This is a genomic window from Thalassospira sp. CH_XMU1448-2 (assembly GCF_037027285.1).
GTDB lineage: Bacteria > Pseudomonadota > Alphaproteobacteria > Rhodospirillales > Thalassospiraceae > Thalassospira > Thalassospira profundimaris_C.
Genome location: NZ_JAYMEA010000002.1, coordinates 213718 through 239436, shown reverse-complemented (window position 1 = coordinate 239436; position 25719 = coordinate 213718). Strand labels below are relative to the sequence as shown.

20 protein-coding genes are annotated in these 25719 nt (G+C 53.8%); 5 read left to right on the top strand and 15 right to left on the bottom strand.

Features of this window, described 5'->3' with window-relative positions; genetic code table 11:
- Nucleotides 1-236: 236 nt before the first annotated feature.
- A complete protein-coding gene (locus tag WA318_RS08420) occupies nucleotides 237-695 on the bottom strand; it encodes an Lrp/AsnC family transcriptional regulator (protein WP_114099863.1) in 459 nt (152 codons plus the stop codon).
- A 204-nt stretch (nucleotides 696-899) separates the two neighbouring features.
- Between WA318_RS08420 and ald the strand changes: the two genes are divergently transcribed.
- Nucleotides 900-2015, top strand: a complete 1116-nt coding sequence (ald, locus tag WA318_RS08415) for an alanine dehydrogenase (RefSeq protein WP_336080575.1) — start codon at nucleotides 900-902, stop codon at nucleotides 2013-2015.
- Nucleotides 2016-2090: 75 nt separating this feature from the next.
- Here the strand turns inward: ald and ilvD are convergent, their stop codons facing one another.
- Nucleotides 2091-3944, bottom strand: coding sequence for a dihydroxy-acid dehydratase (gene ilvD / locus WA318_RS08410; protein ID WP_114099861.1), 1854 nt, complete (start codon nucleotides 3942-3944; stop codon nucleotides 2091-2093).
- Nucleotides 3945-4447: 503 nt separating this feature from the next.
- Here ilvD and WA318_RS08405 point away from each other — a divergent pair.
- Nucleotides 4448-6520: an O-linked N-acetylglucosamine transferase, SPINDLY family protein gene (locus WA318_RS08405; protein ID WP_336080574.1), complete on the top strand. Its 2073-nt coding sequence runs from the start codon at nucleotides 4448-4450 to the stop codon at nucleotides 6518-6520.
- 19 nt (nucleotides 6521-6539) lie between these two features.
- On the opposite strand, the gene WA318_RS08400 is transcribed toward WA318_RS08405, so the two are convergent.
- Nucleotides 6540-7181 carry a D-glycero-alpha-D-manno-heptose-1,7-bisphosphate 7-phosphatase gene (locus WA318_RS08400; protein ID WP_114099859.1) on the bottom strand — a complete coding sequence of 214 codons (642 nt, stop codon included), beginning with the start codon at nucleotides 7179-7181 and terminating at the stop codon, nucleotides 6540-6542.
- 193 nt (nucleotides 7182-7374) lie between these two features.
- Here WA318_RS08400 and WA318_RS08395 point away from each other — a divergent pair, with 193 nt between their 5' ends.
- Nucleotides 7375-8250: an AEC family transporter gene (locus WA318_RS08395; RefSeq protein WP_114099858.1), complete on the top strand. Its 876-nt coding sequence runs from the start codon at nucleotides 7375-7377 to the stop codon at nucleotides 8248-8250.
- A gap of 3 nt (nucleotides 8251-8253) precedes the next feature.
- On the opposite strand, the gene WA318_RS08390 is transcribed toward WA318_RS08395, so the two are convergent.
- From WA318_RS08390 to glmM, 4 genes are all read right to left on the bottom strand, one after another.
- The gene (locus WA318_RS08390; RefSeq protein WP_336080573.1) at nucleotides 8254-8601 is read right to left on the bottom strand and encodes a hypothetical protein; all 348 of its coding nucleotides are present in this window, start codon (nucleotides 8599-8601) and stop codon (nucleotides 8254-8256) included.
- A gap of 21 nt (nucleotides 8602-8622) precedes the next feature.
- Nucleotides 8623-9165 (bottom strand): DinB family protein, encoded by a 543-nt coding sequence (locus WA318_RS08385; protein WP_336080572.1) that lies wholly within the window; start codon nucleotides 9163-9165, stop codon nucleotides 8623-8625.
- Between the two features lie 49 nt (nucleotides 9166-9214).
- Nucleotides 9215-10012: a bifunctional hydroxymethylpyrimidine kinase/phosphomethylpyrimidine kinase gene (gene thiD / locus WA318_RS08380; RefSeq protein ID WP_336080571.1), complete on the bottom strand. Its 798-nt coding sequence runs from the start codon at nucleotides 10010-10012 to the stop codon at nucleotides 9215-9217.
- Between the two features lie 63 nt (nucleotides 10013-10075).
- Nucleotides 10076-11425, bottom strand: a complete 1350-nt coding sequence (glmM, locus tag WA318_RS08375; protein ID WP_336080570.1) for a phosphoglucosamine mutase — start codon at nucleotides 11423-11425, stop codon at nucleotides 10076-10078.
- Nucleotides 11426-11670: 245 nt separating this feature from the next.
- On the opposite strand from glmM, the gene WA318_RS08370 reads away from it, so the two are divergent.
- Together WA318_RS08370 and WA318_RS08365 are read left to right on the top strand one after the other, a co-directional pair.
- Nucleotides 11671-13710 carry a sensor histidine kinase gene (locus WA318_RS08370; RefSeq protein ID WP_336080569.1) on the top strand — a complete coding sequence of 680 codons (2040 nt, stop codon included), beginning with the start codon at nucleotides 11671-11673 and terminating at the stop codon, nucleotides 13708-13710.
- Between the two features lie 58 nt (nucleotides 13711-13768).
- Entirely contained in the window at nucleotides 13769-15721 is a 1953-nt protein-coding gene (locus WA318_RS08365; protein ID WP_336080568.1) for a sensor histidine kinase, read from the top strand.
- Nucleotides 15722-15757: 36 nt separating this feature from the next.
- Here the strand turns inward: WA318_RS08365 and WA318_RS08360 are convergent, their stop codons facing one another.
- The 8 genes from WA318_RS08360 to WA318_RS08325 form a co-directional block, all read right to left on the bottom strand.
- A complete protein-coding gene (locus WA318_RS08360; protein WP_336080567.1) occupies nucleotides 15758-16462 on the bottom strand; it encodes a response regulator transcription factor in 705 nt (234 codons plus the stop codon).
- Nucleotides 16463-16812: 350 nt separating this feature from the next.
- Nucleotides 16813-17928: a dihydropteroate synthase gene (gene folP, locus WA318_RS08355; RefSeq protein WP_336080566.1), complete on the bottom strand. Its 1116-nt coding sequence runs from the start codon at nucleotides 17926-17928 to the stop codon at nucleotides 16813-16815.
- Nucleotides 17929-17940: 12 nt separating this feature from the next.
- Nucleotides 17941-19884 (bottom strand): ATP-dependent zinc metalloprotease FtsH, encoded by a 1944-nt coding sequence (gene ftsH / locus WA318_RS08350; RefSeq protein ID WP_114099850.1) that lies wholly within the window; start codon nucleotides 19882-19884, stop codon nucleotides 17941-17943.
- Between the two features lie 84 nt (nucleotides 19885-19968).
- Entirely contained in the window at nucleotides 19969-21420 is a 1452-nt protein-coding gene (tilS, locus tag WA318_RS08345) for a tRNA lysidine(34) synthetase TilS (RefSeq protein WP_336080565.1), read from the bottom strand.
- Nucleotides 21421-21441: 21 nt separating this feature from the next.
- On the bottom strand, nucleotides 21442-22572 hold the full coding sequence (gene ybgF, locus WA318_RS08340) for a tol-pal system protein YbgF (protein WP_336080564.1): 1131 nt from the start codon (nucleotides 22570-22572) through the stop codon (nucleotides 21442-21444).
- 153 nt (nucleotides 22573-22725) lie between these two features.
- Nucleotides 22726-23220, bottom strand: a complete 495-nt coding sequence (gene pal, locus WA318_RS08335; protein ID WP_068518111.1) for a peptidoglycan-associated lipoprotein Pal — start codon at nucleotides 23218-23220, stop codon at nucleotides 22726-22728.
- A gap of 129 nt (nucleotides 23221-23349) precedes the next feature.
- On the bottom strand, nucleotides 23350-24720 hold the full coding sequence (gene tolB, locus WA318_RS08330) for a Tol-Pal system beta propeller repeat protein TolB (RefSeq protein ID WP_114099847.1): 1371 nt from the start codon (nucleotides 24718-24720) through the stop codon (nucleotides 23350-23352).
- Nucleotides 24721-24760: 40 nt separating this feature from the next.
- Nucleotides 24761-25717, bottom strand: a complete 957-nt coding sequence (locus WA318_RS08325; protein ID WP_336080563.1) for an energy transducer TonB — start codon at nucleotides 25715-25717, stop codon at nucleotides 24761-24763.
- Nucleotides 25718-25719 lie beyond the last annotated feature (2 nt).

The window sequence follows — 25719 nt, the reverse complement described above, 5'->3', positions numbered from 1 at the left end:
AGGGATTTTATCCGTGACACATCCTCTCCGGTAGATGAATAACGGTCACATAAAATCAACCAGCACCAAATTTCCGAACAAATCTTGCGAATCTGTACATTTCCCTGACGAGTCGCAGATACCGAAACCGGCTTTATCCCGCCGCGCGACTTTTAAAAGATCAAGGCAAGGTACCATGTCAGATAACGGGCCTTGTATTCGCATCAGAGATGCACACGTTCAGTATTTCAGGGGTTCTAGACCGGCAATTCGGTGGTGCGTTTGACTTCACGAAGCGTGATCACGGTTTGAACGCGCTCGACACCGGGAAGCTGGGTCAGGACTTCGCTGTGGATGCGCTCGTAATCGGCGGTGTCACTATAGACAACATGCACCAGATAATCGCTTTGTCCGGCCAGAAGATAGCATTCGACAACCTCGGGCACCTTCTGGACTTCTCGTTCAAAGGTCTCAAGTGCTTCGCGGGTCTGACGGGTAATTGCGATATTGACGAACGCATTGCCCGGTTTGCCAATCCGGGCCGGATTGAGCAGCATCGTGTAATGATCAATAAAGCCCGCCTCTTCGAGCAGGCGCACACGCCGCAAACAGGCCGAAGCCGACAGGTTGACCTTTTCAGCAAGGTCCGCGTTGCTGATGCGACCATCTTTCTGCAACAAACGCAGGATCATGCGGTCACGTTCGTCCATCTGCATTAGAATAATCCTCCGAGATTTAGGTCATTCTTTTAAATTATCTAGCAATGATATCACCAAACGGGTCTGGAATTGAAGATTAATTGCCCCATTTTTAGGGTATCATGCACAAACAATCAAAAATGGGCGCGAAATGCCCGGGAGTCCCCGGTCAAAGCCGGGAGATAACCCGATTACCACCTGAATTCGTCGGGAGAAAACGAAATGCTGATTGGTGTTCCAAAGGAAATCAAAAACAACGAGTACCGTGTCGGACTGACGCCAAGTTCAGTCCGGGAGCTGACCATTCATGGTCACAAGGTAAAAATCGAAACCATGGCAGGTGCCGGGATCGGTTGCAGTGATGAAGATTATGTGGCTGCGGGTGCGGAAATTGTCGGAACCGCAGCCGAAATTTTTGCCACCGCTGAAATGGTTATTAAGGTCAAGGAGCCGCAGAAGGTTGAATATGAACAGCTACGCGAAGGTCAGTTGCTGTTTACCTATCTCCATCTTGCCCCGGACCCGGACCAGACCGCAGGCCTGATCAAATCTGGCGCAACAGCAATTGCCTATGAAACCGTGACGGACCGGAATGGCGGCTTGCCACTTCTGGCACCGATGTCCGAGGTGGCAGGACGCATGGCCCCGCAGGTCGGTGCAACCGCCCTTCAGAAAGCAAATGGCGGACGCGGGGTCTTGCTTGGCGGTGTTCCCGGTGTGGCACCAGCAAAGGTTGTCGTGATCGGTGGCGGTGTTGTCGGCACCAATGCCGCAAGGATCGCTGCCGGCATGGGGGCTGATGTCACCATTCTCGATAAGAATGTCAAACGTCTGACCTATATTGATGACGTTTTCGGTCCCCGTATCAAAACCCAATATGCAACGATTGACGACACCGAAGCCCTGGTCTTTGATGCCGACATGGTTGTTGGCGCGGTTCTTATCCCCGGTGCTGCGGCCCCCAAACTGATCCGCAAGGAACAGCTTTCAAAGATGAAACCCGGATCGGTGATTGTCGATGTCGCCATTGATCAGGGTGGCTGCTTTGAAACATCCAAAGCCACCACCCATGCTGATCCGACCTATATCATTGATGATGTCGTGCATTACTGCGTTGCCAATATGCCCGGTGCCGTTGCACGCACATCAACCTTTGCACTGAACAACGCCACCCTGCCCTTTGCCCTTGCACTGGCCAACAAGGGGTGGAAACAGGCCTGCAAGGATGATCTGCATCTGGCAGCGGGCCTTAATATTCATAGTGGCAAGGTGACCTATCAGGCGGTTGCAGATGCGCTCGGATATGACAATTTACCGCTGGAACAGGCCCTGTCCTGAATGCGGGCATTCCAAAACAAAAAAAAGGGCACCCAAAGGTGCCCTTTTTCATAACTGTTGTTGGTGCAGGACCGATCAGAACTCGACCTGACTGACATCACGAACTGCCCCCTGATCGGCACTGGTTGCCATGGCGGCATAGGCGCGAAGGGCGGTCGAGACTTTACGCTTGCGCGGCTTGGCCGGACGCCATGCCTCGGGCCCCTTGGCCTCCATCGCCTTGCGGCGTTCGGCGAGAACAGCGTCGTCCACAGCGATTTTGATCGAACGGTTCGGAATATCGATTTCGATCATATCGCCCGGCTCGATCAGGCCGATATCGCCACCAGCAGCGGCTTCCGGAGATACGTGACCGATCGACAGGCCCGAAGACCCCCCCGAGAAACGACCATCCGTGATCAGAGCACAGGCCTTGCCCAGCCCCATCGATTTCAGATAGCTGGTCGGATAGAGCATTTCCTGCATGCCCGGTCCGCCTTTCGGTCCTTCGTAACGGACGATGACAACGTCACCTTCCTTGACTTCACCACCAAGAACCTTGGCAACAGCCTCGTCCTGGCTTTCACAGATCACGGCCGGACCGGAGAATTTCAGGATGCTTTCATCCACACCACCGGTTTTAACAATGCAGCCATTGACCGCAAGGTTGCCAAACAGAACCGCAAGACCGCCATCCTGACTGTAGGCGTGCGCCACATCACGAACGCAGCCCTCTTTTTCATCAAGATCGAGATCGTCCCAGTAGCGTTCCTGAGAAAAGGCCGTCTGGCTCGGAACGCCGCCTGGCATCGCACGATAGAATTTGTGGACAGCTTCGTTGGTGGTGCGTTTGATGTCCCATTTTTCAAGGGCATCGGCCATGGTTTTGGTATGCACGGTCGAAACATCGGTGTGCAACAGACCGGCACGATCAAGTTCACCCAGAATACGCATGATGCCACCGGCACGATGGACGTCTTCCATGTGGAATTTCGGGTGGTTTGGCGCAACCTTGGAAAGATACGGGATCTTGCGTGACAGGCGATCCATATCGGCCATGGTAAAATCGACCTCGGCTTCCTTGGCAATCGCCAGAAGATGCAGAACCGTGTTGGTCGAGCCACCCATTGCGATATCAAGCGCCATGGCGTTTTCAAAGGCCTCGAACGTGGCAATGCCACGCGGGGTCGCAGTCACGTCTTCTTCTTCGTAATAGCGACGTGCGAGCTTGACCGAGGTCCGTGCAGCTTCAAGGAACAGTTCCTTGCGCGCAGCATGCGTTGCCAGCACAGATCCATTACCCGGAAGCGCAAGACCAAGCGCCTCGGCCAGACAGTTCATCGAGTTCGCGGTAAACATGCCCGAGCAAGACCCGCAAGTCGGGCATGCAGAACGCTCGACCACCTTGGCCTGTTCATCGGAAACATTCGGATCGGCAGCCTGGATCATCGCATCAATCAGATCAAGGTGATGCTCTTCGCCGTTCAGAATGACCTTGCCTGCTTCCATCGGGCCACCCGAAACGAACACAGCCGGGATATTAAGGCGCATTGCAGCCATCAACATACCCGGGGTAATCTTGTCACAGTTGGAAATGCAGACCATCGCATCGGCGCAATGGGCATTGACCATATATTCGACAGAATCGGCAATGATTTCGCGCGAAGGCAAACTATAGAGCATGCCGTCATGGCCCATCGCGATGCCGTCATCAACGGCAATGGTGTTGAATTCCTTGGCCACACCGCCAGCAGCCTCGATCTCGCGGGCGACCATCTGGCCCAGATCCTTGAGATGGACGTGACCGGGCACAAACTGGGTGAAACTGTTGACGACGGCGATGATCGGCTTGTCGAAATCTTCGTCAGTCATACCAGTGGCGCGCCAAAGGCCGCGCGCACCAGCCATATTGCGGCCATGGGTTGTTGTACGGGACCGATATTCCGGCATGGAAGGAACCTCTCTAAATCTTCGCGGGGTCTGTTTCTTTAATATAGTCGCGTTCTAGCACAGTATTCGCGCTTTTTGACAGTTTTTTGCCTGAAAATTTCGCACGGACCGATCATTGGGTATGATTGCTACGCGACCATCCACTTTGCACATGATAATCAGACAAGATAACAGACCATTGCGGAAATAAGTGAACCACTTCACATCTTTTATTCCATTATCCTGAAATACCTACCCCAAATACCAAAGCCACTATCCCCTTGGATAGGCGATCTTCATCCAAACAATCCATATCTTAACAAGTGATTATCGCCGCCAGGCGATTCTCCCACTCCCATTCTCGCCCCGGACCCGTAACGGTTCGGGGTTCTTTTTTTTCCGATTTGGCAACCGTCTGCCCGCCTGTCACAACTGACCACTTTAAAGGTTCCCCCAAACCCTTTAATGTCTTGAGACCAATTGCAGAATTCAGAAATGATGATCCGGCGGAGAAACGCACCCCCATGTCCGACCAACTCAAGACATTGTTGCGACGCGGACTTAGTGCGCATGAGGGCAATCGCCCCGAAGAAGCCGAGAAGATTTACCGTCAGGTTCTTGATATCGCGCCCAATAATGCAGAGGCCGAGCATCTTCTGGCAACACTTCTGACCGGACTTGGACGCCACGGCGAGGCGATTGATCTTTTTGAAAGCTGCCTTTCAAGTTTCGGGGCCAATCCGGCCGCCAGATGCAACTATGCCATCGCGCTTGAGAGTTCAGGCCAGATTGAAAAGGCAATTGATCAGTTCAAACAGGCCATCAGCTATCACGGCGACTTCCCCACAGCCCTTTATCATCTGGCGCGTCTTGAAATGCCGCGCGGGCATCTGGGACAGGCGGTTGATCTTCTGGGGCGCTTGCTGGGGTTAAAACCGGATCATTACGAAGGCTTGTTGCTGTTTGGTAATGCGCTGCATGCGCTGGGTCAGGAAGAAGCGGCTTTGACTTCGCTTGAACATGCGGCCCGGACGGCGGGGATTTCACCGGAATATATCTGTCGTGTTGGTGGCGCTTATTTGCGGCTTGGGTATCCTGAGCTGGCGCAAGGCCTGTTTCAGCGCGCGCTCAGCATCAATCCGAAATTCGTTCCCGGATTGCGCGGCCTTGGACAGGCACTTGCCCATCAGGGGCAATATGCCAAGGCAATTGCGCTTTTGAAAACCGCCCGGCAGCTTACCAAGGATACAGCCGATATTGATCTGGTTCTGGCAGACATCACGTTGAAATGCGGTGATATCGCAGCAACCATCGAAACCCTTGAAGCGATCCTTAAAAAGCATCCTGACCATGCGACTGCCGACGCCCTTTTGCTGCGCACCAAGGTCAAACTGGCATCCGCAAACACCTCGGACCATGCCAAGGCCGCGAAGAACTGGGCAAAGCACCATATGCCGATTGCAGCAAAACCGGTATTTGCCAATAGCAGACAGGCCGACAAGCGTCTGCGCATCGGGTGGCTGTCACCATTTTTCTGCGAGCATCCGTCGCATGCTCTTTTGGGGACGCTGGCGCGCCACCTGAACCGGCATGAGATCGAGCTGTTCCTGTATTCGGCAACACCGCGACCTGATGATGTCACACGGTCCTGGCAAGTCATGGCTGATGGCTGGCGCGAGGTATTTGGTCAGGACCCGATGCAGATTGCCGATCGTATTCGCAAGGACAAGATCGATATCCTGATTGATATTTGCGGCGCGCACCCGACCCAGCCGATTGAGGTCTTTGCCCTTTACGCCGCACCGGTTCAGGCCAGCCTTTCACCGGCAACAACCGGGATTGCGCAGATTGACTATCTGATCGGGCACAAGGAAGTGTTCAGTAGCAGCCTTGCCGATAACAAACAGTTTTCCGAACGCCCCCAGAGACTGGAGATGGGACCGTATCTTCCGGCTGAACGAGATGATGCTTTACCTGTCAGCCCGCTTCCGGCGGCATTCGGTGACGAAATTATCCGGTTTGGCTGTATTGACCGGGTTGCCAATATCAGTGACAAAACGCTGATTTGTTTTGCCCGCATCCTCAATAAAGTCAAAAACAGCCGCATCGTCATTCAGGACGACGTTCTTGAGGATTCATATGCCGCCAAGACGTTCCTGGACCGCATCCGTCAGGCCGGGATCAATCGTGACCGACTGGATCTTGCCGGTGCTGTTGCCAAAGAAGATCGCCCCGCTCTGTTTGCCCAGATTGATATCGGTCTTGCGCCGTTTCCCGCCATGTCGCTTGAAAACTATTTCGAGATGCTGTGGTCTGGCGTGCCGTTTGTATCGCTTGCCAATGACCTTCCAGGGTCTCGACTGGGGTTGGGATTACTGAGTGATATCGGGCTTGAGGCATTATGCGCGCAAACCGAAAAAGGGTATGTCGATAAATGCATCATGCTGAGTTCCGACCTTACCGCCCTTGCCAGCATCCGCGAAAACATGCGTGAACGCATCCGCAACAGCAAGGCGTTTCACCCACCAGCCATTGCCCGCGAATTCGAAGAGGCCTGCCGCGAGATGTGGCAGAACTGGTGCCTTCAACGGGGTTAGTCCCTGACAACTCACCGCCTTATCGGGCGATCATTGAATCCAGAATGATATCAATCGCAGCGGCGAGATCATCGGCAATCACGTCTGCTTCGGCTGCTTCGGGCAGTTGCGTTTCCTTGGCCCCATGCCCGGTTCGCACCATGACCGCACGCGCCCCCGCGCCATGTCCTGCGCGGACATCATTGATACGATCACCAACCAGCACACTGTCCGGTAATGAAATGGCAAACTCGTCCGCCGCAGCCAGCAACATGCCTGGTTGCGGTTTGCGGCAGGTTGTTTCACGCCGATAATCCCCCTCGCCCTTTTCATGATAGGGGGAATAGAAGATGCCCTGCAACGAGGCTTTTTGTTCGGCCAGCATGGCCACAAGTGCCTTATGAATATCCAGAAGCTGATCTTCCGAGATATAGCCACGGGCAACCGCCGACTGGTTGGTGACAACAATCACCGGAATCCCGGCCTCGTTCAAACGACGGATGGCGCTTGCAACACCGTCAATCAGACGCAAATCCTCGACACGTGACAGATAATGGACTTCTTCATTGATCACGCCGTCACGATCCAGAAAGACCGCAGGAAGCAAATGCCGCCGATCCCGAAATCGGGGTGCAGGATCAATCAGATGACGTTTGACGGAATCATGGGACGGGCTTTGCATCAGCAACCTTTTACGCAATCAGTTTCGGGCAACAATGCCGCAAGCTTTGCCAATATGGCAAGTTCGCGAGCAAAAGGCACCCCACATTCCGCAGCGCGAAAAACAAAGTGGTATTACCATTATTCGCTTGCAGAAATATGGCCCGCCGTGACAGGTTCTGGTTAAAAGAACCTGATCAGAGAAAGCGTATTCAATGTTTGCCGATATTCTAGCCATTCTGGCACCGGTCTTTATTACCGCAGGACTTGGCTATTTCTGGGCCCGTGCCGGCAAGCATTTTGATACCAACCTTGTGACATCCATTGTCACCTATTTCGCGACACCCTGTTTGACCTTTGCCGCCCTTGCCACGGTCGAACTTGGGGGGGATGCCCTGATTTTAATGGGAACGGCTGCCCTTGCGGCGAACATTCTGTTTGCGCTGATCGGCTGGCCGATCCTTAAGGTTTTCAATCTGTCTCCGCGCACCTATTTGCAATCGCTGACCTGGCCGAATGTCGGCAATGTCGGCTTGCCGCTTTGCATGCTGGCTTATGGCAAGGAAGGTCTGGCTTTGTCGGTGGCGTTTTTTGCCACCTATGTTGTTTTGCAACTGACCATCGGGGTTGCTTTTGTCTCGGGCAGTTTCTCGATCCGATCACTGGCCAAGATGCCGATCATTCCGGCAACCCTGATTGCGACGGTTTTCCTTGCGACCGACACCGACGTTCCGGCATGGCTTTACAACACCACCAACCTGATCGGGCAGCTGACCATTCCACTGATGCTGTTCACGCTTGGTGTGTCACTGGCCAAGCTACGTCCGGTCAGCCTTGCGCGCAGCACAGCGCTTAGCCTGTTGCGCCTTGGCATGGGGTTCGGGGTTGGTCTGGGTCTTTCGGAAGTCATGGGGCTGGAGGGCATCGAACGCGGCGTTGTGATCTTGCAATGTTCTATGCCGGTTGCGGTGTTCTGCTATCTGTTTGCGCAGCTTTATAACCGCGAACCAGAAGAAGTCGCAGGCGTAGTCATCAGCTCAAGCTTCCTTGCCGCCATCGCCCTGCCCGCCCTTCTTTGGTATGTGCTTTAGGGCCTAGCGGACAATCAGCCGATAGTCGCCGGTCACGGTCTTTTTTTCCGCATCCCTTTGCGGGTAAAAGCCGACTGCACATTCAAAACTGCCTTTTTGAAGGTCAGGATCGCCACGCTCGGCCGCCAATTCCATGACATGGTCACGGCAGGCAGCAACATCGGCAAACACGGCTTCGCTGATTTCGATCTTGCGAGGCTCCGCAGCATCAGGCGTATAGACCGCTGTTACCTTTTCCCAGGGGGCGGCATCATTCTTCCAGATCAGATCGGCGATATGGCGTTCGGGATCGCCATAGCTTGCCGCGGCAAGAACAGCAATCCCGCCCACCAAAATTGCACGACGTAGCATTCGTTTATTCATCGGTATCCTTCAGGCACCTTTACCGCCGGGAATTTCAAACCCCGTTCCGGGAAAAGGCGCATCATATTCAAGATGATAGTCATCAAGTGGTGGCGGTGACTGTGTGGTCTGGCCCAGCAAAACATGGACCTGCCCACGATGATGGGTTTGATAGACAAACAGATGAGACAGAATATCGGCGACGGTTTCGTGTGTAACCCCGTTATTCTGACGTTCGAGTTTCACGTCACGCATGGCATCCTTTTCTCCCAGCTGTTCACAGAAGGTCATCAGTTTATGATCTGTGTCGCGCTGGGCAGCGGCCAGTTTGGCGATATCGCGAAACGGCATTTCATTGATCAGGCAATCAGCCCCCCGTCCCCCGTTGGTAAGAACGTCGAGATAATACCAGTCAACGGTCAGCATATGGTTCAGGGATTCAAGAATTGAGGGCGAAAAATTTGTTCGTTTGGCATCAAGTTCGTGCGCTGTCAGCTTCTGACAGACCCCGAACAGACGGTGATTGGACCAGGCATTATTACGCGCCTGATGAAAAAACGAAGTTCCCGGCATACCGCAAGTGTCCCAACTTTTGGCGCCCTGTGACATTTCGTTAAGTGACTTACCCGGTCACAGGATGCGCATGGTTTAGCGGACCGTTTCCTTTGCCGTAATTTGGTGCGGTTCGGATGGCTTCACGGACATAAGCCCGTGCGCGAGCAACAGAATCACTCAATCCCATGCCCTGTGCCAGCCCGGTTGCAATCGAACTTGCTAACGAGCAGCCCGTACCATGATTATTTTCAGACGGAATACGAGTTCCTTCAAAGCCCTCGATATCGCCATCCCGGCGCCACAGGATATCGACGATTTTATCACCCTCGGCGTGACCACCTTTTATCAGGACTGCCTCGGCACCGAGATCGCCAATTTTGTGCGCCGCAGCAATCATATCACCTTCGTCGGTAATTTTCATGCCTGACAATGCTTCCGCTTCGGGAATATTTGGTGTCAGAACGGTAGCCAGCGGGATCATCTTGCCAATCAGGGCCGAAACAGCGTCTTCCTGCAACAAGGGAGATCCGCTTTGCGATACCATCACAGGATCAACAACAACCGGAATACCGGCTGCCTTTTGCTTGATGAATTCCGCCACAGCTTCGATCACCGGCACGCTGTGGAGCATCCCGGTCTTGATGGCATCAGCACCGATATCATCAATCGTCACAGTCGCCTGATGAACGATCATCTCCGGGGCGATGCCCAGAACGTCGAAGACTCCGGTCGTGTTTTGCACCGTCAAGGCGGTAATCGCCGTTGCAGCATAGCCACCAAGAGCAGTTACCGACTTGATATCGGCCTGAATACCTGCCCCGCCCGAACAGTCGGATCCGGCTATTATCAAGACACGACCTTTCATGATCGACTTCCTTTATGCATGCAAAGTGTTGTTATGACGTCAGTAAACGGCGTTTAACCGGCATCAGCCTGCCACTGCGGTAATTTGTGCGACAATGCGGTCAACGATCTGTTCGACCTTGACCGCGTCATCGCCCTCGGCCATGACGCGGATCAGTGGTTCGGTACCCGATTTACGAATCAGGACACGACCGTCGCCGTCAAATGACTTTTCAGCTGTCGCAATAGCCTCGATCACGCTGCTATCGGAAAGCGGATCAGAACCGGCAGAATAGCGCACGTTTTTAAGGATTTGCGGCAGCGGATCAAACACGCGACTCATTTCCGACACCCGCCCCTCGCGGCTGGCAAGGACGGCAAGCACCTGAAGGGCTGCCAGAAGGCCATCACCAGTCGATGCGAAGTCGGATAGTACGATATGCCCGGACTGTTCCCCGCCAACATTGCAATCAAGAGCGCGCATCTGTTCAACCACATAGCGGTCACCGACCTTGGTGCGGATCAGGCGCACATCATTGCGTTCAAGGTATCGTTCAAGCCCAAGGTTTGACATGACCGTCGCCACCAGCGCGTTGCCACGCAGCTGACCGGTTCGTTTCCAGTGGGTGGTCACAAGCCCCATCAACTGATCACCATCGATCAACTGACCTTTTTCATCACACATCTGAACACGGTCGGCATCCCCGTCCAGCGCAATACCGACATCAGCCTTTTCGGCCAGAACGCGATCGCACATGGTTTTGGTATAGGTCGAACCGCATTTGTCATTGATGTTCAAGCCATTCGGGCTAGTGCCGATTTCGATCACATCGGCACCGAGTTCACGCAGAACCTTGGGCGCAACCGAATATCCGGCACCATGGGCACAATCGAGAACGATGCGCATGCCTTCAAGGGTGACCGAACCGGGCAAGGAGGATTTGACAGCCTCGATATAGCGACCGGGCGCATCATCAATGCGTTTTGCCCGTCCAAGTGCATTGGCCGGGACCAGCTTGCCGGAAAGGTCGCTTTCCATCAGGGCTTCGAGTTCCAGTTCGACTTCGTCAGACAGTTTGAAGCCGTCCGGACCGAACAGCTTGATGCCGTTATCCTGAAACGGGTTGTGCGAAGCAGAGATCATGACACCGATATCGGCACGCATCGATTTGGTCAGCATGGCAACAGCGGGGGTCGGCATTGGCCCGACCAGCATCACATCCATCCCCATGGAGGTGAAGCCGGCAACCAGTGCCGGTTCAAGCATATAGCCCGACAGACGGGTATCCTTGCCGATGACGACCTTGTGCCGATGGTTCCCGCGCGTGAAATAATGCCCGGCAGCCATCCCGACCTTCAACGCAACCTCGGCGGTCATCGGGGCCGTATTGGCCGTTCCACGAATTCCATCGGTACCAAAATATTTGCGGCTCATGTTCTTTTCTCTGCTTACGTGACGGACAGTGATGACCGCCTCATGAATTCTGACTGCCGGTTATATCAAAGTGACGCTTCAATGCTACTCTTCAATCATCCTGACAAGGGCTAGATTTTACGCCCAGTCTGCCATCAATACGTTAACGCGATTACATGCTTACCTTCTGATAAAAGCAATGACCTGCTTTCAAAAACCCGCTATCAAAAAGGTCATCGTTTTAAAGGATTGAAACCGGGGGAATTTTGCGCGTTTTTCGCTCAAACATGGCGGTGATTGTGCTTTGGGCAATCATTATCGCTGTTTTCATTGAAATGTTCCCGGCGACATCCCGCGCCCATGACAGGCAGCAACATTTCGTAATCGGAAACAACGGTCCGGCCAGTGATATCACCCTTGATCATTTTCTGACCCGTCTGACGACAAGCCGGGAAATATCGATCCCGGCCGACGTCATAAACATTCCCGAAACCGAATTTGAAACGATTTATAACAGGCCCGGCCCCGGATATACCGACCAGCCGGTCTGGTATCGCGCTCCGTTTATCGTTGAAAGTCGATTTGACAGCCCGGGAACCAATGCTTTTATCGAGCTGGGAGCAGCTTATCTCAACGATATTTTATTAACTGTTCTTTCCCGGGAAACAGGAAAGGTGCTTTGGGAAGACCGGGTTGGTGACAGGGTTCCCAACGATCCAGGCGCCCCGGCCAACCTTAAATATATAAGTCTTTGGCCCGAACTTGCCCCCGGTCACTACTGGCTTGTCATCCGGGTTGTCACAAACAGCGCACATGTCCTTGAAGCCAAGCTTCAGACTCAGGAAACATTCATTGCAGAAACCGGTTCGCAAAGTTACCGCAACGGCAGTTATCTTGGGGTTTTGCTTGTTGTTTTTGCCCTTTATATGACGTTTGGCGTGTTTTCGCGCGATGCATCTGTGAGCTGGTATGCGATATATATTCTGGGGTTGTTCCTGCTTAATCTCGGAACCACAGGATATGCCCAGCTGTTATTCAAGGATGTCTCGTTATATGCAAACGACCTGATTACCGGGACCGGCACGGCGATTTCTATCGGGTCATCTGTCGCAATGTGGGCCCATATTATTCGCCTAGACAAGCATAACCCGTTCCTGTTCCGTGTGATGATGGGCCTTGCCGGTCTCATGATTTTGGGGGCTCTCACGTCCACATCGGACCTTTATATCTATTATGCCAAGCTGTTCTTCATTCCCCATACATTCCTGCTTTTCATCTTGCTTGGCTATCTGATCGCGACCGGGTACCGGGAAAACAATACACTGATGTATTGGTTCTTCCTTCTTGCTCTGGGCTTTCCGACGCTGTCGGCGTGTATTCATCTTTTGATGCTGATTGGCAGCCTGCCAATCAACAGCCTAACGTCCAACATCTACAAGGCCAGCTCGACAATCCATCTGGTCATGGTTGCGATTGCCATGGGTGTTCGTGTCTATCGACTTGCACACAAGCGCATCCATGCCTATCAGAGCAATCAGCGCGCATCCCAGCTTGCCGGAGAACAACGTACATTCATCACCATGCTGTCGCATGAGTTCCGCACACCGCTTGCAATCATACAGCGCTCTTCAGAAATTCTGGGATTGCATATGCGTGATGAAGATGAATCCGTTCATAACCGACTGACGACAATCCGCCGAAATGCCGGACAGCTATCAGCTCTTGTTGATGCCTTTCTGACCAAGGAAACCCTTGATAGTGCGACCTTCACGACATCGCGTGAACAGGTTGCCATCGACCAGTTTCTGACGGATCTGATTGCACGGCGGTCCATAGAAGTTCAGGAGCAGAATGTCAGCCTGATCAATGCAGATTTCGCGATCGTCAATATTGATCGCATTCTGCTGGAACGTGCCATCATCAATATTATCGAAAATGCCCGTAAATATGCACCGGGCGCCCCGGTATGGATTGCCTGCAACCGGTCTGCCAACGGCTATGTCTATATCCGCATTGTCGATGAAGGCCCCGGCATCGCGCCGGATGAACTGGGCAAGGTCCAGAATGCGTTTTATCGCGGCCGGGAATCTTCGGTGACACAGGGTGTGGGACTGGGTCTGCATATTACCAACCGGATCATTGAAGCCCATAAAGGCAGCATGTCACTTAGTGTCGGCGAACATGGCGGGACAACGGTATTGCTTAAGCTGCCCTACAACCTTCAAGCAACAGCCGGGAAAACCAACGAAATCCAGTTCGGCCTTTCGGGGAAGCTGCCCTTGATACCCTCAGACAAAAGGCGCTGAACCAATGTTATCAGCGTTAGCATCCATCAGAAAAAAGCTTGGCCATTTGGTGGTCACAATGACTGTGGTCACGGGTTTGGCCGTCATCGCCCTTATTGTCACGACAATTCAATCAGCGCAGGCGCAACAAGCCCCTGAGCCCAGTGAATATTCCAGACTGAAACTATCAAGCTTTATTCCCGGACCGATTGAAATTACGCCCTACCTTCGATGGTATGTCGACAAGACTCGCCGTATGGTATTAAGCGATATCAGGGAGATTCCTGACAGCGCCTTTGTCATGACCACCGGCATCCCGTCCTTTGGCTATAGCCGGGATGCAATATGGTACAGGCTGGACATCACAGTTCAGGACAAACTGACCACAAAGCCGCTCATTGAACTTAATCCCACCTACCTGAACTTCATTGATGTGATGATTGTCGCAGACGGCACACGCGACCCTGTCTGGCAAGAGCATCTCGGAGATCACGTTCCGGCAAGTAAACGGACCTATGCGGGATCAACCCAAGTGGCCGCCCTGCCATTGCTTGACACTGGCGACTACAAGATGTTCATCCGGGTAAAAAGCAACAGTGCGAATTTTCTGCGGGCAAAATTGTGGCCTGCGGGTGATCTGATCTCGTCGCTAACCTATCGGAACATTGCGACCAATGTGTTCTTCGGGATAATCGCAACACTTGGCTTTGCCTATCTGGCGCTTGGCGTTATGGCGCGCGACCCTATTGTGGTTCTGTATGGAATCTGGGTAGCCAGCGTCGGGGGTGTTGTCGCAATTGTAAACGGTGTTGTATTAAGCGATATCCGGCCGGAAACGCCCTGGATGAATGATCTTCTTCTAGGGCAACTAAATGTCATCTCGCATGCCGCCACGGCGTTCCTGTGGTTACATATTACCGGGATCAGGAAACGACATCCCCTGATGTTCAAAATCTATTGCGGCTATAGCGCAATGATTTTGTTTTTCCTTTTTGGAGCAACCAACGATCTGTATACGGTCTTTGGCACCTATATTATTCCGAGCCATTCAGTATTCATGGCCCTGATGTGCCTTCACATCATCAGACGACTGTTCAAAAATGTTCGCAACAAGATGAGCTGGGCATTTCTGATCGTTCTGGTGATGCCGACAGGCCCTGCCATCATGCTGCAACTTGCCCATGTCGGACTGATAGAGGCAACACCGATGCGTCTGGGACTGCATCAATTCACATTGCTGTTCCACATCATCGCTATGAGTATCCTGATGGGCTTTCGTCTGGCGTCTATGGATCGAGAACGTATCTCTGTTGCAATGAAGGCAGCTGAGACCACCACACTGGTTGAAGAACAGCGCAAACTGATTTCGATGCTGTCGCATGAGTTTCGTACACCACTTGCGGTAATCCAGAGGTCGGCTGAAATGCTGATGCTGCGCCTGAAAAACCATAAGGGCGATGTCATGGATCGACTGCAACGGATCCAGCTTCAGGCGCGCAAACTTGCCCGCCTGGTCGATATATTCCTGAGCAAGGATGGCATTGATAATCAGGAACTTTCACTGGCTCGCGAAGTGGTTTCCGTTGATCGTTTCATGGAAGAATTCGTTGCCAACACCACCCGTGAAGGTGCCGAAATTTTCCTGACCATCCACCATGCCGAAGGTGTCGAGGCCTACATTGATGAAACGCTGATTGGCCTTGCTATTACCAACCTGATTGAAACATCCCGACGTTTTGCCCATGGCAATCCATTGCATCTGGTATTGCAGCGGCAAAGCAAATGGCTAGTCGAAATTGCTATTCCCTGTAGCGGTCCGGAACTTGATGATGAGGAAATCCGCCTGATCGGGGCAGCCTTGTTCCGCAAGGACGTTGAGTCCGGTTCGCAACGCAGTGCGCTTGGCCTTCATATTTCGCAACGCATTGTCGATGCCCACGGAGGATCAATCAAATTGCGTGACCGCGGACAGTCCGGGATAGAACTGTGCTTGCTTTTGCCCATCAAAGAGCCCGCTATCAAGACACCCTGAAAGAAGATCGACAGGAAAACGGATCGTAACGCCGCGTTATGATGCGTCGGCAGCGCCCAGAACAACCCCGGTCGAAGTAAAGGCATAACCACGACCATAGGCCGTTCGAACCGGCAGTTCTTCACCAATTTCCTTAAGGATTTTCTGGCGAACACGGCGGATGGCCGTATCGAGGTTGCGACAGTTTTCTGCGGTATCGGCCTTGCCAAGTTCCATAACGATTTCCGGGCGGGTCAGCCAAGCACCATTGGCTTCGATCAGCAATCTGATGATCGTGCGTTCCGTTGCAGTAAGGCTCGCCTCGTTCCCGTTTGGATTACGCAGGGTCCAGTTCAGCAGATCCAGTACCCAGCCATCATCAGGCACAACCTGTTCCTGGCCTGTGTCCATGTCACTGCGTGTCGTGCGGCGCATCAGCGGTTTCAGGGCGGCTTCAATGACCGAAAGCGGGCTGTCCTTGGTCAGATAGACATCCGCACCGGACTTGTAGCCGGTCAGATGATTATCCATGCCCGAAAGCGACGTCAGCATCATGATCCCGCAATCAATATTCTTGCGGACATGTTGCGCCAGTTCATAACCGTCCGCATCCGGAAGCATGATATCAAGAATGACAGCATCCGGTTTTCCGGTTTTGAGCGCACGATAAAATGCCGCACCGGTTTCGCATCCGACGACATCGAAACCGCACATATCAAGATATTCGCACAGATCCTTGTTCAGGTCTGTGTTGTCTTCCACGACGAACACACAGTGTTTCATAGCATCCCGGCCGGAAGTGGCACCGTCGAATACGGACTGCGCCAGACCCTCAAATCCGTTCATACAAAGACCTTCGCATTTGCTTTTGCGCCAACCAACAGTTGTGACTTTTGAGTCACTTTTATTCATTCACTGTTTGGTATGTGACGATGTGTCCCAATGTGCAAGCCCCAACCTTCAAAGGTCAGAAAATGCCAGAATCCCGACAAAAAAAAGCAAGACCAACTCAGGTTGAGAATATCTTTCTTCAACAACCTGACTGATCTTGCTTTTAATCAAACCGTCAAAAATCACAAGCTATACAGCCAGTGATATATCGACCTGTCTTGCTATACGATTGAGGTGGAACTGGCCACGGAAAGCGCCTGTACGGTTTCCTGAACGTCATGCACGCGGATCATCTGAACCCCGTGACGCCATCCATTAACCGCCGATGCAATCGAACCACCCAAACGCTGTTTGGGTTCTGCCTTGGGATCGATTTTGCCGATAAAGGATTTACGCGACGTTCCAAGAAGGATCGGACATCCCAAGCCGTGGAAAATCGCCAACCGCGACAGAAGTTCCAGATTGTGCGACAGCGTCTTGCCAAATCCGATGCCCGGATCAATGCAAATGCGATCACGTGAAATCCCTGCCCGTTCGCAGCTTTCGATGCGATCAAGCAAATAGTCATAAACATCGAGAACAGCGCAATCATATTGCGGATCTGTCTGCATCGTGCCCGGTTCACCCTGCATATGCATCAGCATGACCGGCTTGCCCGATGCAGCCGCAACTTCCATCGCGCGTTCATCACCCTCAAGTCCGGTAACGTCATTAATGATGGCAGCACCGGCCTCAATCGCAGCCTCCATTACCGAAGCATGGCGGGTATCAATTGAAATCACATGACCGTCGGCAGCAAGGTCACGGATGACCGGTACAACGCGGTTGATTTCTTCTTGTTCAGAGACTTCATCCGCACCCGGTCGGGTCGATTCGCCGCCGACATCAAGAATGGATGCCCCCATCTCGACCATCTTGCGACCACGAGCAACCGCGTCAGCAGTCGTGTTGTAGTCCCCGCCATCGGAAAAACTGTCGGGCGTGACATTGATGATGCCCATGACGTGACAGGAAGCCATATCAAGCCCGGCATATTCCGGACGCTTGGCCATCAGCCGGTCAAGGACATTGTTGATTTCATCCACGCGCCCGCTGTTCTGAACCCAGCCTTCGAGGGCCAGAAGCGGCAGGATCATGCTTTCAGCACCACCACCTTCGCGACGACGAATGATTTCAAGGGCAGAAAACCCGCGCCGTGATCCCGCAAGCGGCAGCGTATTGGGATCATCGGCATGATCAATGAAACCCGTGGGTGCGTAGTAAAGCGGTCCATCAAAATCAGCAAAGCCCCGCACATCGGCGGGGCTTCGCAGGACCGATCTTTTGATCTCGTCCATCAGTCTCTTTCGTTAGCTTCCCGGTTGCGGTTCGGGAGAAAGATCTCCGCCACCTTCACCAGGGTTATCCTTGCGGGCACCACCGGTGCTCGGCACGGTGGAACGGCGTCCACCACCGGCATCCTTGCCACCACCAGTCGAATGGCCCGAACGGTTGAGTTCCTCGCCGCGCAGCAGCGCGTTGATTTCATCACCCGAAAGGGTTTCATATTCCAGAAGCCCCTTGGCCAGAATATGCAGATCATCAAGATGTTCGGTCAGAACACGCTTGGCGAAAGTATAGGCCTCGTCAGAATAACGACGCACTTCCTCATCGATCAGCTGTGCAGTTTTCTCGGAAACATTCTTGTGCTGTGCCACGCTGTGACCAAGGAACACTTCTTCCTGGTTATCAACGTATTTGACATTGCCAAGTTTGTCCGAGAAGCCCCATTCCGTGACCATCTTGCGGGCATACTGGGTCACCATATTGATGTCCGAGGATGCACCCGTGGTGACCTTGTCCTTGCCAAAGATGATTTCCTCGGCAACACGACCACCCATTGCAACTGCAAGATCAGAGATCAGTTGTTCATAGGATTTCGAAACCTGATCACGTTCCGGCAGACGCATCACCATACCCAGCGCACGACCGCGCGGAATGATGGTCGCCTTGTGGATCGGATCAGATGCCGGGGTGTGAATAGCAACCAGCGCGTGACCACCTTCGTGATAGGCCGTCAGCTTTTTCTCGTCATCGGTCATGATCATGGAACGACGTTCCGCGCCCATCATGACCTTGTCCTTGGCGTTTTCGAAATCGGCCATGGTAACGACACGCTTGCCAAGACGGGCTGCAAGAAGAGCTGCTTCGTTGACAAGGTTTGCCAGATCAGCACCCGAGAAGCCCGGCGTACCACGTGCGACCGTACGCAGATCAACATCCGGCCCCAGCGGCACCTTGCGGGCATGGACACCAAGAATGTGTTCACGGCCTTCAAGATCAGGGTTCGGAACAACAATCTGACGGTCAAAACGGCCCGGACGCAGCAATGCGGGGTCCAGAACGTCCGGGCGGTTGGTCGCAGCCACAAGGATCACGCCTTCGTTGGCTTCGAAACCATCCATCTCGACGAGGAGCTGGTTAAGTGTCTGTTCGCGTTCATCGTTACCGCCGCCAAGACCGGCACCACGATGGCGACCAACAGCGTCGATTTCATCGATGAAGATGATGCAAGGAGCGTTTTTCTTGCCCTGTTCGAACATGTCGCGCACACGCGATGCACCGACACCAACAAACATTTCAACAAAGTCCGAACCCGAAATGGTGAAGAACGGAACGTTTGCCTCGCCTGCAATCGCACGTGCCAGAAGCGTCTTACCAGTACCCGGAGGACCAACAAGCAGCATACCTTTGGGGATTTTACCGCCAAGGCGCTGGAATTTCTGGGGATCACGCAGGAAGTCGACGACTTCTTCAAGCTCGCCCTTGGCTTCCTCGATGCCTGCGACATCATCAAAGGTCACGCGACCGGATTTTTCGGTCAGCATTTTGGCCTTGGATTTGCCAAAGCCCATGGCTTTGCCGCCGCCGCCCTGCATCTGGCGCATGAAGAAAATCCACACACCGATAATCAGCAGCATCGGGAACCAGCTGATCAGCGCGCTCATGAGCGGCGAAAGGCTTTCTTCCGGCTGTGCAATGATGCGCACACCCTTGTCATTCAGTTTTTCGACAAGGTTCGGGTAATTCGGGGTGTAAACATTAACAGAGCGACCGTCGCGCGTTTCTGCAATCAGAGTATTGCCCTGGATGGTGACTTCCGAAATCTGGCCGCTATCAACTTCGGCAAGGAAGTCCGAGAACGCCAGCGACGACTGGCCGGACCGTCCGGAGGGCGACTGAAACAGGTTAAACAAGGCCACCAAAAGGATGGCAATGATAACCCACAGTGCGAGATTTTTTCCCATATTCATTCCAAGCTACTGGTCGCAATTATGTGTGCCGTGACGCAAAACTTCCTGCGCAAGGCTTGAACATCAGATAGTCACAAGCCCTGCTTACGCAAGTAGGTTGCCGGGTTTCGGCGACGATTTGAAACCACTTTCCCACAAAGGTACCGGTGGTGCAAACCGCCATCGCCCGCCAAATGAAAATTTCCCCCTGCCCGGGGGCCATTCGCAGTCGGCGGCGGATAATACGTCGGAAAGCTCCGAAACCTCAAGCCCGCCAACGGATCGCAAGCCTTCTTTATCGTAGAGTGCAGGCATTGATGCAAGGGCTGCGCGTGGCAAATCACCAATAAATGGTACAATTTCGCGTAATGCAGCACGAAATGCTTTCGTGTGACACACATCACAACGATCCAAAGGCGCAATCCACATGTGATCCTGTGGCGTTAATGTCTGCCGATCAAAGACCAATTCGAACCGGTTATCCCACCTTATAAAACTGTCCCGACCAACAATGTCCCGTGCAACACGAACCGGCTCCCGGTCCATGCGACCAAGTTCCCGATAAACGCAAATCTTGCCTTTGCGACCATGCAAGACGCAGCCCCCAAGACTGACACGCGCAGACGGGGCTGCTGCCAATCTGGCAAGTACAGCAGCCAAACCGTCAATGGCCGGCATATAGGCGGCCCCGCCAACGGTGCGCACCACCTGCCCCAGCGCATAGACCCGCACAGCTTCGGGGATTTGGGTGTCGGTCAACAGATCGCGGGCGCATTGCACCACACCATTGCCATGCAACGTGACCGCCTGTGCCAGCAATCGGCCGATAGCGGCTTCAAACCTGATGCGCTCCGAAGCATCATCAAAAGATACCAAACCCGCACCTTGTGTTTGCAGCTCGCTGCGAACCCGCACGCGTTCAAATTTTTCGTTGCAGTTTGACGGGTCTTCCACCCATTCCTGACCCGATTGCCGAAGCGTTGCGATCAGATCGGTTTTCGGAACCGACAGCAACGGACGCAAGACACGTCCATTGCGCAGGAAACGCCGGGCAGACATGCCCGCCTGCCCCATAATCCCGGCCCCCCGGGCATCGCGCATGGCAATGGTTTCGGCCTGATCTCCACCATGATGGGCAACCAGCAAATGGAAAATGCCGCGATCAGCCATGAACCGATCAATCAGATCATAGCGTGCCTGGCGGGCGCGTTCCTGCACCGCACTGGCGGGTTTTGTCCCCTCCCAGCGCAGGATGACATGCTCGATCCCGTATCTGGAAAGCTGATCACCGACCCATCGGGCTTCGGCAGCAGAACCGGATCGCAGCCCGTGATCAACCGTGAGCGCAACGACCGAACCGCCACGCGCCTGACACCATTGATGCGCCAAAAGGGCAAGCGCCATGCTGTCCGCGCCCCCCGAAACGCCAACGACCATTTTCGGGGCAGCTTCGAACGGAGCGAAGCTCATCATCAGACGATCAAAGACAACGGCGTCCAATGGAGTTCCACTGGACGCCGCCGAAAGATCGGAATTTGTCGGGACGCTGTCGGTCATGACATGCCTTTTACAGTCGGCTTACTGCGCGCATCCGCGATTTTTGCGTTCCTGACGGGCGCGATCAAGCACAACATTCGACGCATTCGGGAAGTTATCAATCAGATGACTGAATGCAGTGCAGGCATCTTCATTCTTGCCAAGATTGGCAAGCGACATGCCAAGCTTCAGCAGATTGTCCGGTGCCTTGGTGCTATCGGGATATGTCTGGAAACCTTCGGTAAAGGCGATGGCAGCGTTTTCAAATTCCCCGCGCACATAATAGGTTTCGCCCAGCCAGTATTGCGCATTGCCCGCCAGCGGATCATTCGGATGTGCGGAGACAAAGCTGCTAAGAGCCTTCTCCGCGGCAGGGAAATCCTGTTTGCGCAGCAGGCCGAATGCTTCGCGATACTGTTCTTCGGGTGTGCCACCAGACAGGGCAGCAGACTGGGTCTGTGCACCGGCAGTTGCAGCGGCGCCTGACGGAATTTTCGGCGGCTGACCTTCGCTTTCGATCACGCCAAACAGTTTGGTTCCGCGATCATTAAGCGGTTCGCCAGTACCGGCACCCCCGCCAAGATCACCCGATGAAACCGCGTTACCGGTCGGGGTCGCTGTATTTGCCTGCCCGGCTGCAAGCGGGGCTGTGCCAGTTGCACCACCCGAAACGGCAGCGCCGCCTTCAAGCTGCCCAAGGCGAAAATCAATATCAGCCACCAGCCGTTCAAGCCGTTCTTCGATCTTGCGGATGCGGAAATCGAACTGCTCAAGCTGTCCGGTCAGTTGGGAAGAATTGCGTTGAAGTTCGTTAATCTGGACCTGCTGACGCGCCGCAGCCGGGGTCGAGGCGTCTGCACCGCTTACCGCACTCCCCGCAGCAGCGGCTGCACCATTGGTGCCCTCGCGATAGACATAGCGCTGTAAAAGATCAAGATCCTTGCGCAGCTGTTCGACCTGCCGGGACATGTTCGCATCCTGTGCATGCACAGGAACAGCCCCAAGTGACGTCACGCCAAGCACTGTACCAATGGCAAGTGCGACAAGAAAGTTGCGGCCTTTGCGCGAAGTTGCGGCCCCTGTTACGCGTGAAGCTGTGATATTGGCCCAAACAGAAGGGGCGTGATCACAGGCAATAATTTGCGATTCAGTCGTGGGTCGAACTCGGATCATTATCAGGTCCTTTGTCGTCAATGCGGTCTTCGATGCGTCACTATGAACAGGACAGCATGACATTTTCAACATTTTCAGGCGGCAAAAATAAGGCGCCTGCCCCGGATGGGACAGGCGCCTTGATATTCAAGTCAGGCTTTCACCTGCACGCGCTTAACGGATAACCGATACAGCGCGGCGGTTTTTCGCCCAGCTTTCTTCGTCATGGCCAAGAGCAACCGGGCGCTCTTTACCATAAGAAATGGTCTCAACGCGCGACGGGTCGATACCCAGAGCGATCAGGTAATCTTTAACCGAGTTCGCGCGGCGTTCGCCGAGTGCAAGGTTGTATTCACGGGTGCCGCGCTCGTCGGCATGACCTTCAACAACAACTTTGTACTGCGGGTATTTTTTCAGCCAAGCGGCCTGCAGTTCGAGGGTGCGACGTGCTTCACCGGCCAGATCGTATTTATCGAAACCAAAGAAGACGCGGTCACCAACGTTAACAGCGAACCACTCTGGGCTGCTTTCCGACAGCGACGTGCTGGTGGACGGCTGGTTTACAGTCGATACACCCTCGCCACCAGTGGTCGCAGAGCTATCAGGTGCAGTTTCACATGCAGCCAGAAGAGCGGCAGCAGCAAAAACGCTGAGAATACGAAGTTTCATTTAAGTTTTCCCCTTAACACCGGACGCATTCGCCCGAGGTTGGTGTTTTCCATGTCTCGCGACACCGAAAATGCCCGCGATTAAAGCGAATCGCATTCAGTGCTTCGCGATGACTATACTCTTGAGATATCAGGGAATCAAGGGTGACCATGCTGGGTCCGACCCATCCGCAGGTGTAACGATCTCTCGTTCGTTATAACCTGTGAGATCGATCGAATACAGACGATAGCGATCCTTGGTCCCGTCCCTGGACGGGTGCTGGCGGTGATACATCAACACTCTTCCGTTCGGAGCCCATGTTGGTCCCTCGACGAGGAACCCTTCGGCCAACAGCCTTTCACCACTGCCGTCTGGCCGCATGACACCGATATAGAACCGACCTCCTTGTGATTTGGTGAATGCAATCAGGTCTCCGCGAGGCGACCAGACCGGGGTGGCATAAAGACCGCCCCCAAAGCTGATACGCTGTACGCCCCCACCATCTGCATTCATCACGTAAATTTGTTGTGACCCACTGCGATCAGAGTTGAACGCAATGCGCGAACCGTCAGGCGAGTAGGAAGGCGAGGTATCCACGGCCGGATGTCGCGTCAGCTGGTGCTTTTCGCGCGTGCGCAGGTCCAGTTGATAAATTTCACTGTTCCCGTCAAGCGCTTGCGACATGACAACCGAGTTCCCGTCTGGCGCGAATCGGGGTGCAAAGGTCATCCCCGGAAAATCGCCCAGCAATTCCAACTCGCCGGTATCAATGTCCAAAACATAAACGCGTGGCTTGTCGTTGAAGTACGACATATAGACCACTTCCTGTGCTGTCGGCGAGAAGCGCGGGTTCAGCACAAGGAACCGACCGTCCGACAGGAACCGGTGGTTTGCACCATCCTGATCCATGATCGCCAAACGTTTCACACGTTTGTCGGCCGGGCCTGTTTCAGACACATACACAATTCTGGTATCGAAATATCCGCTTTCGCCGGTGATGCGCTTATAGATCTCGTCGGCGATCTTGTGCGCAATCCGGCGCCAGTTATTGGGCTGTGTACGATAGGCAACCCCTGACATCTGGGTTTCTGCCAACACATCCCAAAGACGGAATTCGACACGAAGCAATCCGTTTGGTTCCGTAACAACGCGACCATTGACCAATGCCTGGGCATTGATGGCGCGCCATTCGGCAAAGTTCGGGTTGACCGCCAGCGAAGCAGCACTCTGGATGAATGCCTTTTCATTGATCGGTGCAAACAGCCCCGAACGTTCGAGGTCGGCGGCAATCACCTGTGTCAGGTTTTGCCCGATCTCGGTCTCGGCAACACCGTCGCCCGGGAAACGGGTGACAGCAATTGGCATCGGCTTGAGTTCACCCCGGGTGATGTCAATCCGGAGTTCCGCCTTTGCCGGTGACATGAAACCGACATTCAGGCCAGCGACAACGGCAAGGGCACACAGTGTGGCAACACCGCTTCTTACCCAAAATCGTTTTCCTGCGTTGGTCTTGATCGTCATCCTGCCTCGCTATTTTCCACGCGTGTTCAAGAACTTATCACTAAAGGCCCAGCATTTCACGCATGTCGAAATTAAACGTGAATGTGCGCCACATTTCGTATTTATCCAGCGGCAGTTTTAGAGGACTGCATTGCGGATTTAGCACTGCTCGCAAAGCACTTTCTGCAATCGTACGGCGAGAAGAATCGCCCTGAATGTCATTCAGATTACTGATGCGTGCCTGTCGAACAGTTCCGTCGGGATTTGCGCTGACATGAATTTCAACAGCAAAGTTCCCTGCTTCCTTTGCACCCGCCGGCGGGCTCCAGCAGCGTTCAATCTGACGTTTGACCGCATCAAGCTCGCTCATGGTCAGATTGGCATCCAGTCTGGTTGCAACAACCTCGCTGGCATTTTCCTCTGGAACGTCATCGGGTTGCGTATCCGGTGTTGCCTGTGCCGTCTCCTTTAGCTTGCTCACATCCTTGAGAACGCTCATGAGGTCGCGTTTCTTCGGTTCTTCCTTTTTCGGTTCCGTTTTTTTCACCGGCTCCGGTTTGGGAGGCTGTGGTTTGCTATCGGGTTTGACCGCAGCCAGTTCTTTTGGCTTTGGTTCAGGTTTTGGTTCAGGCTCTTTTTTTACCTCGGGCACGGGCACCGGTTCCGGTTTTGGTTCGGGCTTCGGCTCCGGTTTCGGTTCCGGCTTGGGTTCCGGTTTCGGCTCAGGCTTTGGCTCGGGTTTCGGTTCCGGTTTTGGTTCGGGCTTCGGCTCCGGCTTGGGTGTCGGTTTGGGCTCCGGTTTCGGCTCAGGCTTGGGTGCAGGTTTGGGTTCCTTTTTCGGTTCGGGCTTTGGCAAAGCCTTGGTCGGGGCAGCAGAAAACTCGTCCACTGTCACGACTTCGACCGAAATGGACTGCAATTCCAGCGGCGTTTCATCAAACAGGTCAGGCAAACCCAGCCATGCGACCAGAAACAGCGCAAGATGCAAACCAAGCGATATGAGAGCGTAACGCAGCATCG

What these genes read in the sequence shown, in the direction of transcription:
- tolB (WP_114099847.1), bottom strand. Translation starts at nt 24,720, where the DNA reads ATGACGATCAAGACCAACGCAGGAAAACGATTTTGGGTAAGAAGCGGT.
- glmM (WP_336080570.1), bottom strand. Translation starts at nt 11,425, where the DNA reads ATGAGCCGCAAATATTTTGGTACCGATGGAATTCGTGGAACGGCCAAT.
- pal (WP_068518111.1), bottom strand. Translation starts at nt 23,220, where the DNA reads ATGAAACTTCGTATTCTCAGCGTTTTTGCTGCTGCCGCTCTTCTGGCT.
- ilvD (WP_114099861.1), bottom strand. Translation starts at nt 3,944, where the DNA reads ATGCCGGAATATCGGTCCCGTACAACAACCCATGGCCGCAATATGGCT.
- WA318_RS08325 (WP_336080563.1), bottom strand. Translation starts at nt 25,717, where the DNA reads ATGCTGCGTTACGCTCTCATATCGCTTGGTTTGCATCTTGCGCTGTTT.
- tilS (WP_336080565.1), bottom strand. Translation starts at nt 21,420, where the DNA reads ATGACCGACAGCGTCCCGACAAATTCCGATCTTTCGGCGGCGTCCAGT.
- WA318_RS08400 (WP_114099859.1), bottom strand. Translation starts at nt 7,181, where the DNA reads ATGCAAAGCCCGTCCCATGATTCCGTCAAACGTCATCTGATTGATCCT.
- WA318_RS08365 (WP_336080568.1), top strand. Translation starts at nt 13,769, where the DNA reads ATGACTGTGGTCACGGGTTTGGCCGTCATCGCCCTTATTGTCACGACA.
- ald (WP_336080575.1), top strand. Translation starts at nt 900, where the DNA reads ATGCTGATTGGTGTTCCAAAGGAAATCAAAAACAACGAGTACCGTGTC.
- WA318_RS08385 (WP_336080572.1), bottom strand. Translation starts at nt 9,165, where the DNA reads ATGCCGGGAACTTCGTTTTTTCATCAGGCGCGTAATAATGCCTGGTCC.
- ftsH (WP_114099850.1), bottom strand. Translation starts at nt 19,884, where the DNA reads ATGAATATGGGAAAAAATCTCGCACTGTGGGTTATCATTGCCATCCTT.
- WA318_RS08420 (WP_114099863.1), bottom strand. Translation starts at nt 695, where the DNA reads ATGCAGATGGACGAACGTGACCGCATGATCCTGCGTTTGTTGCAGAAA.
- ybgF (WP_336080564.1), bottom strand. Translation starts at nt 22,572, where the DNA reads ATGATCCGAGTTCGACCCACGACTGAATCGCAAATTATTGCCTGTGAT.
- WA318_RS08390 (WP_336080573.1), bottom strand. Translation starts at nt 8,601, where the DNA reads ATGCTACGTCGTGCAATTTTGGTGGGCGGGATTGCTGTTCTTGCCGCG.
- thiD (WP_336080571.1), bottom strand. Translation starts at nt 10,012, where the DNA reads ATGAAAGGTCGTGTCTTGATAATAGCCGGATCCGACTGTTCGGGCGGG.
- WA318_RS08395 (WP_114099858.1), top strand. Translation starts at nt 7,375, where the DNA reads ATGTTTGCCGATATTCTAGCCATTCTGGCACCGGTCTTTATTACCGCA.
- WA318_RS08405 (WP_336080574.1), top strand. Translation starts at nt 4,448, where the DNA reads ATGTCCGACCAACTCAAGACATTGTTGCGACGCGGACTTAGTGCGCAT.
- folP (WP_336080566.1), bottom strand. Translation starts at nt 17,928, where the DNA reads ATGGACGAGATCAAAAGATCGGTCCTGCGAAGCCCCGCCGATGTGCGG.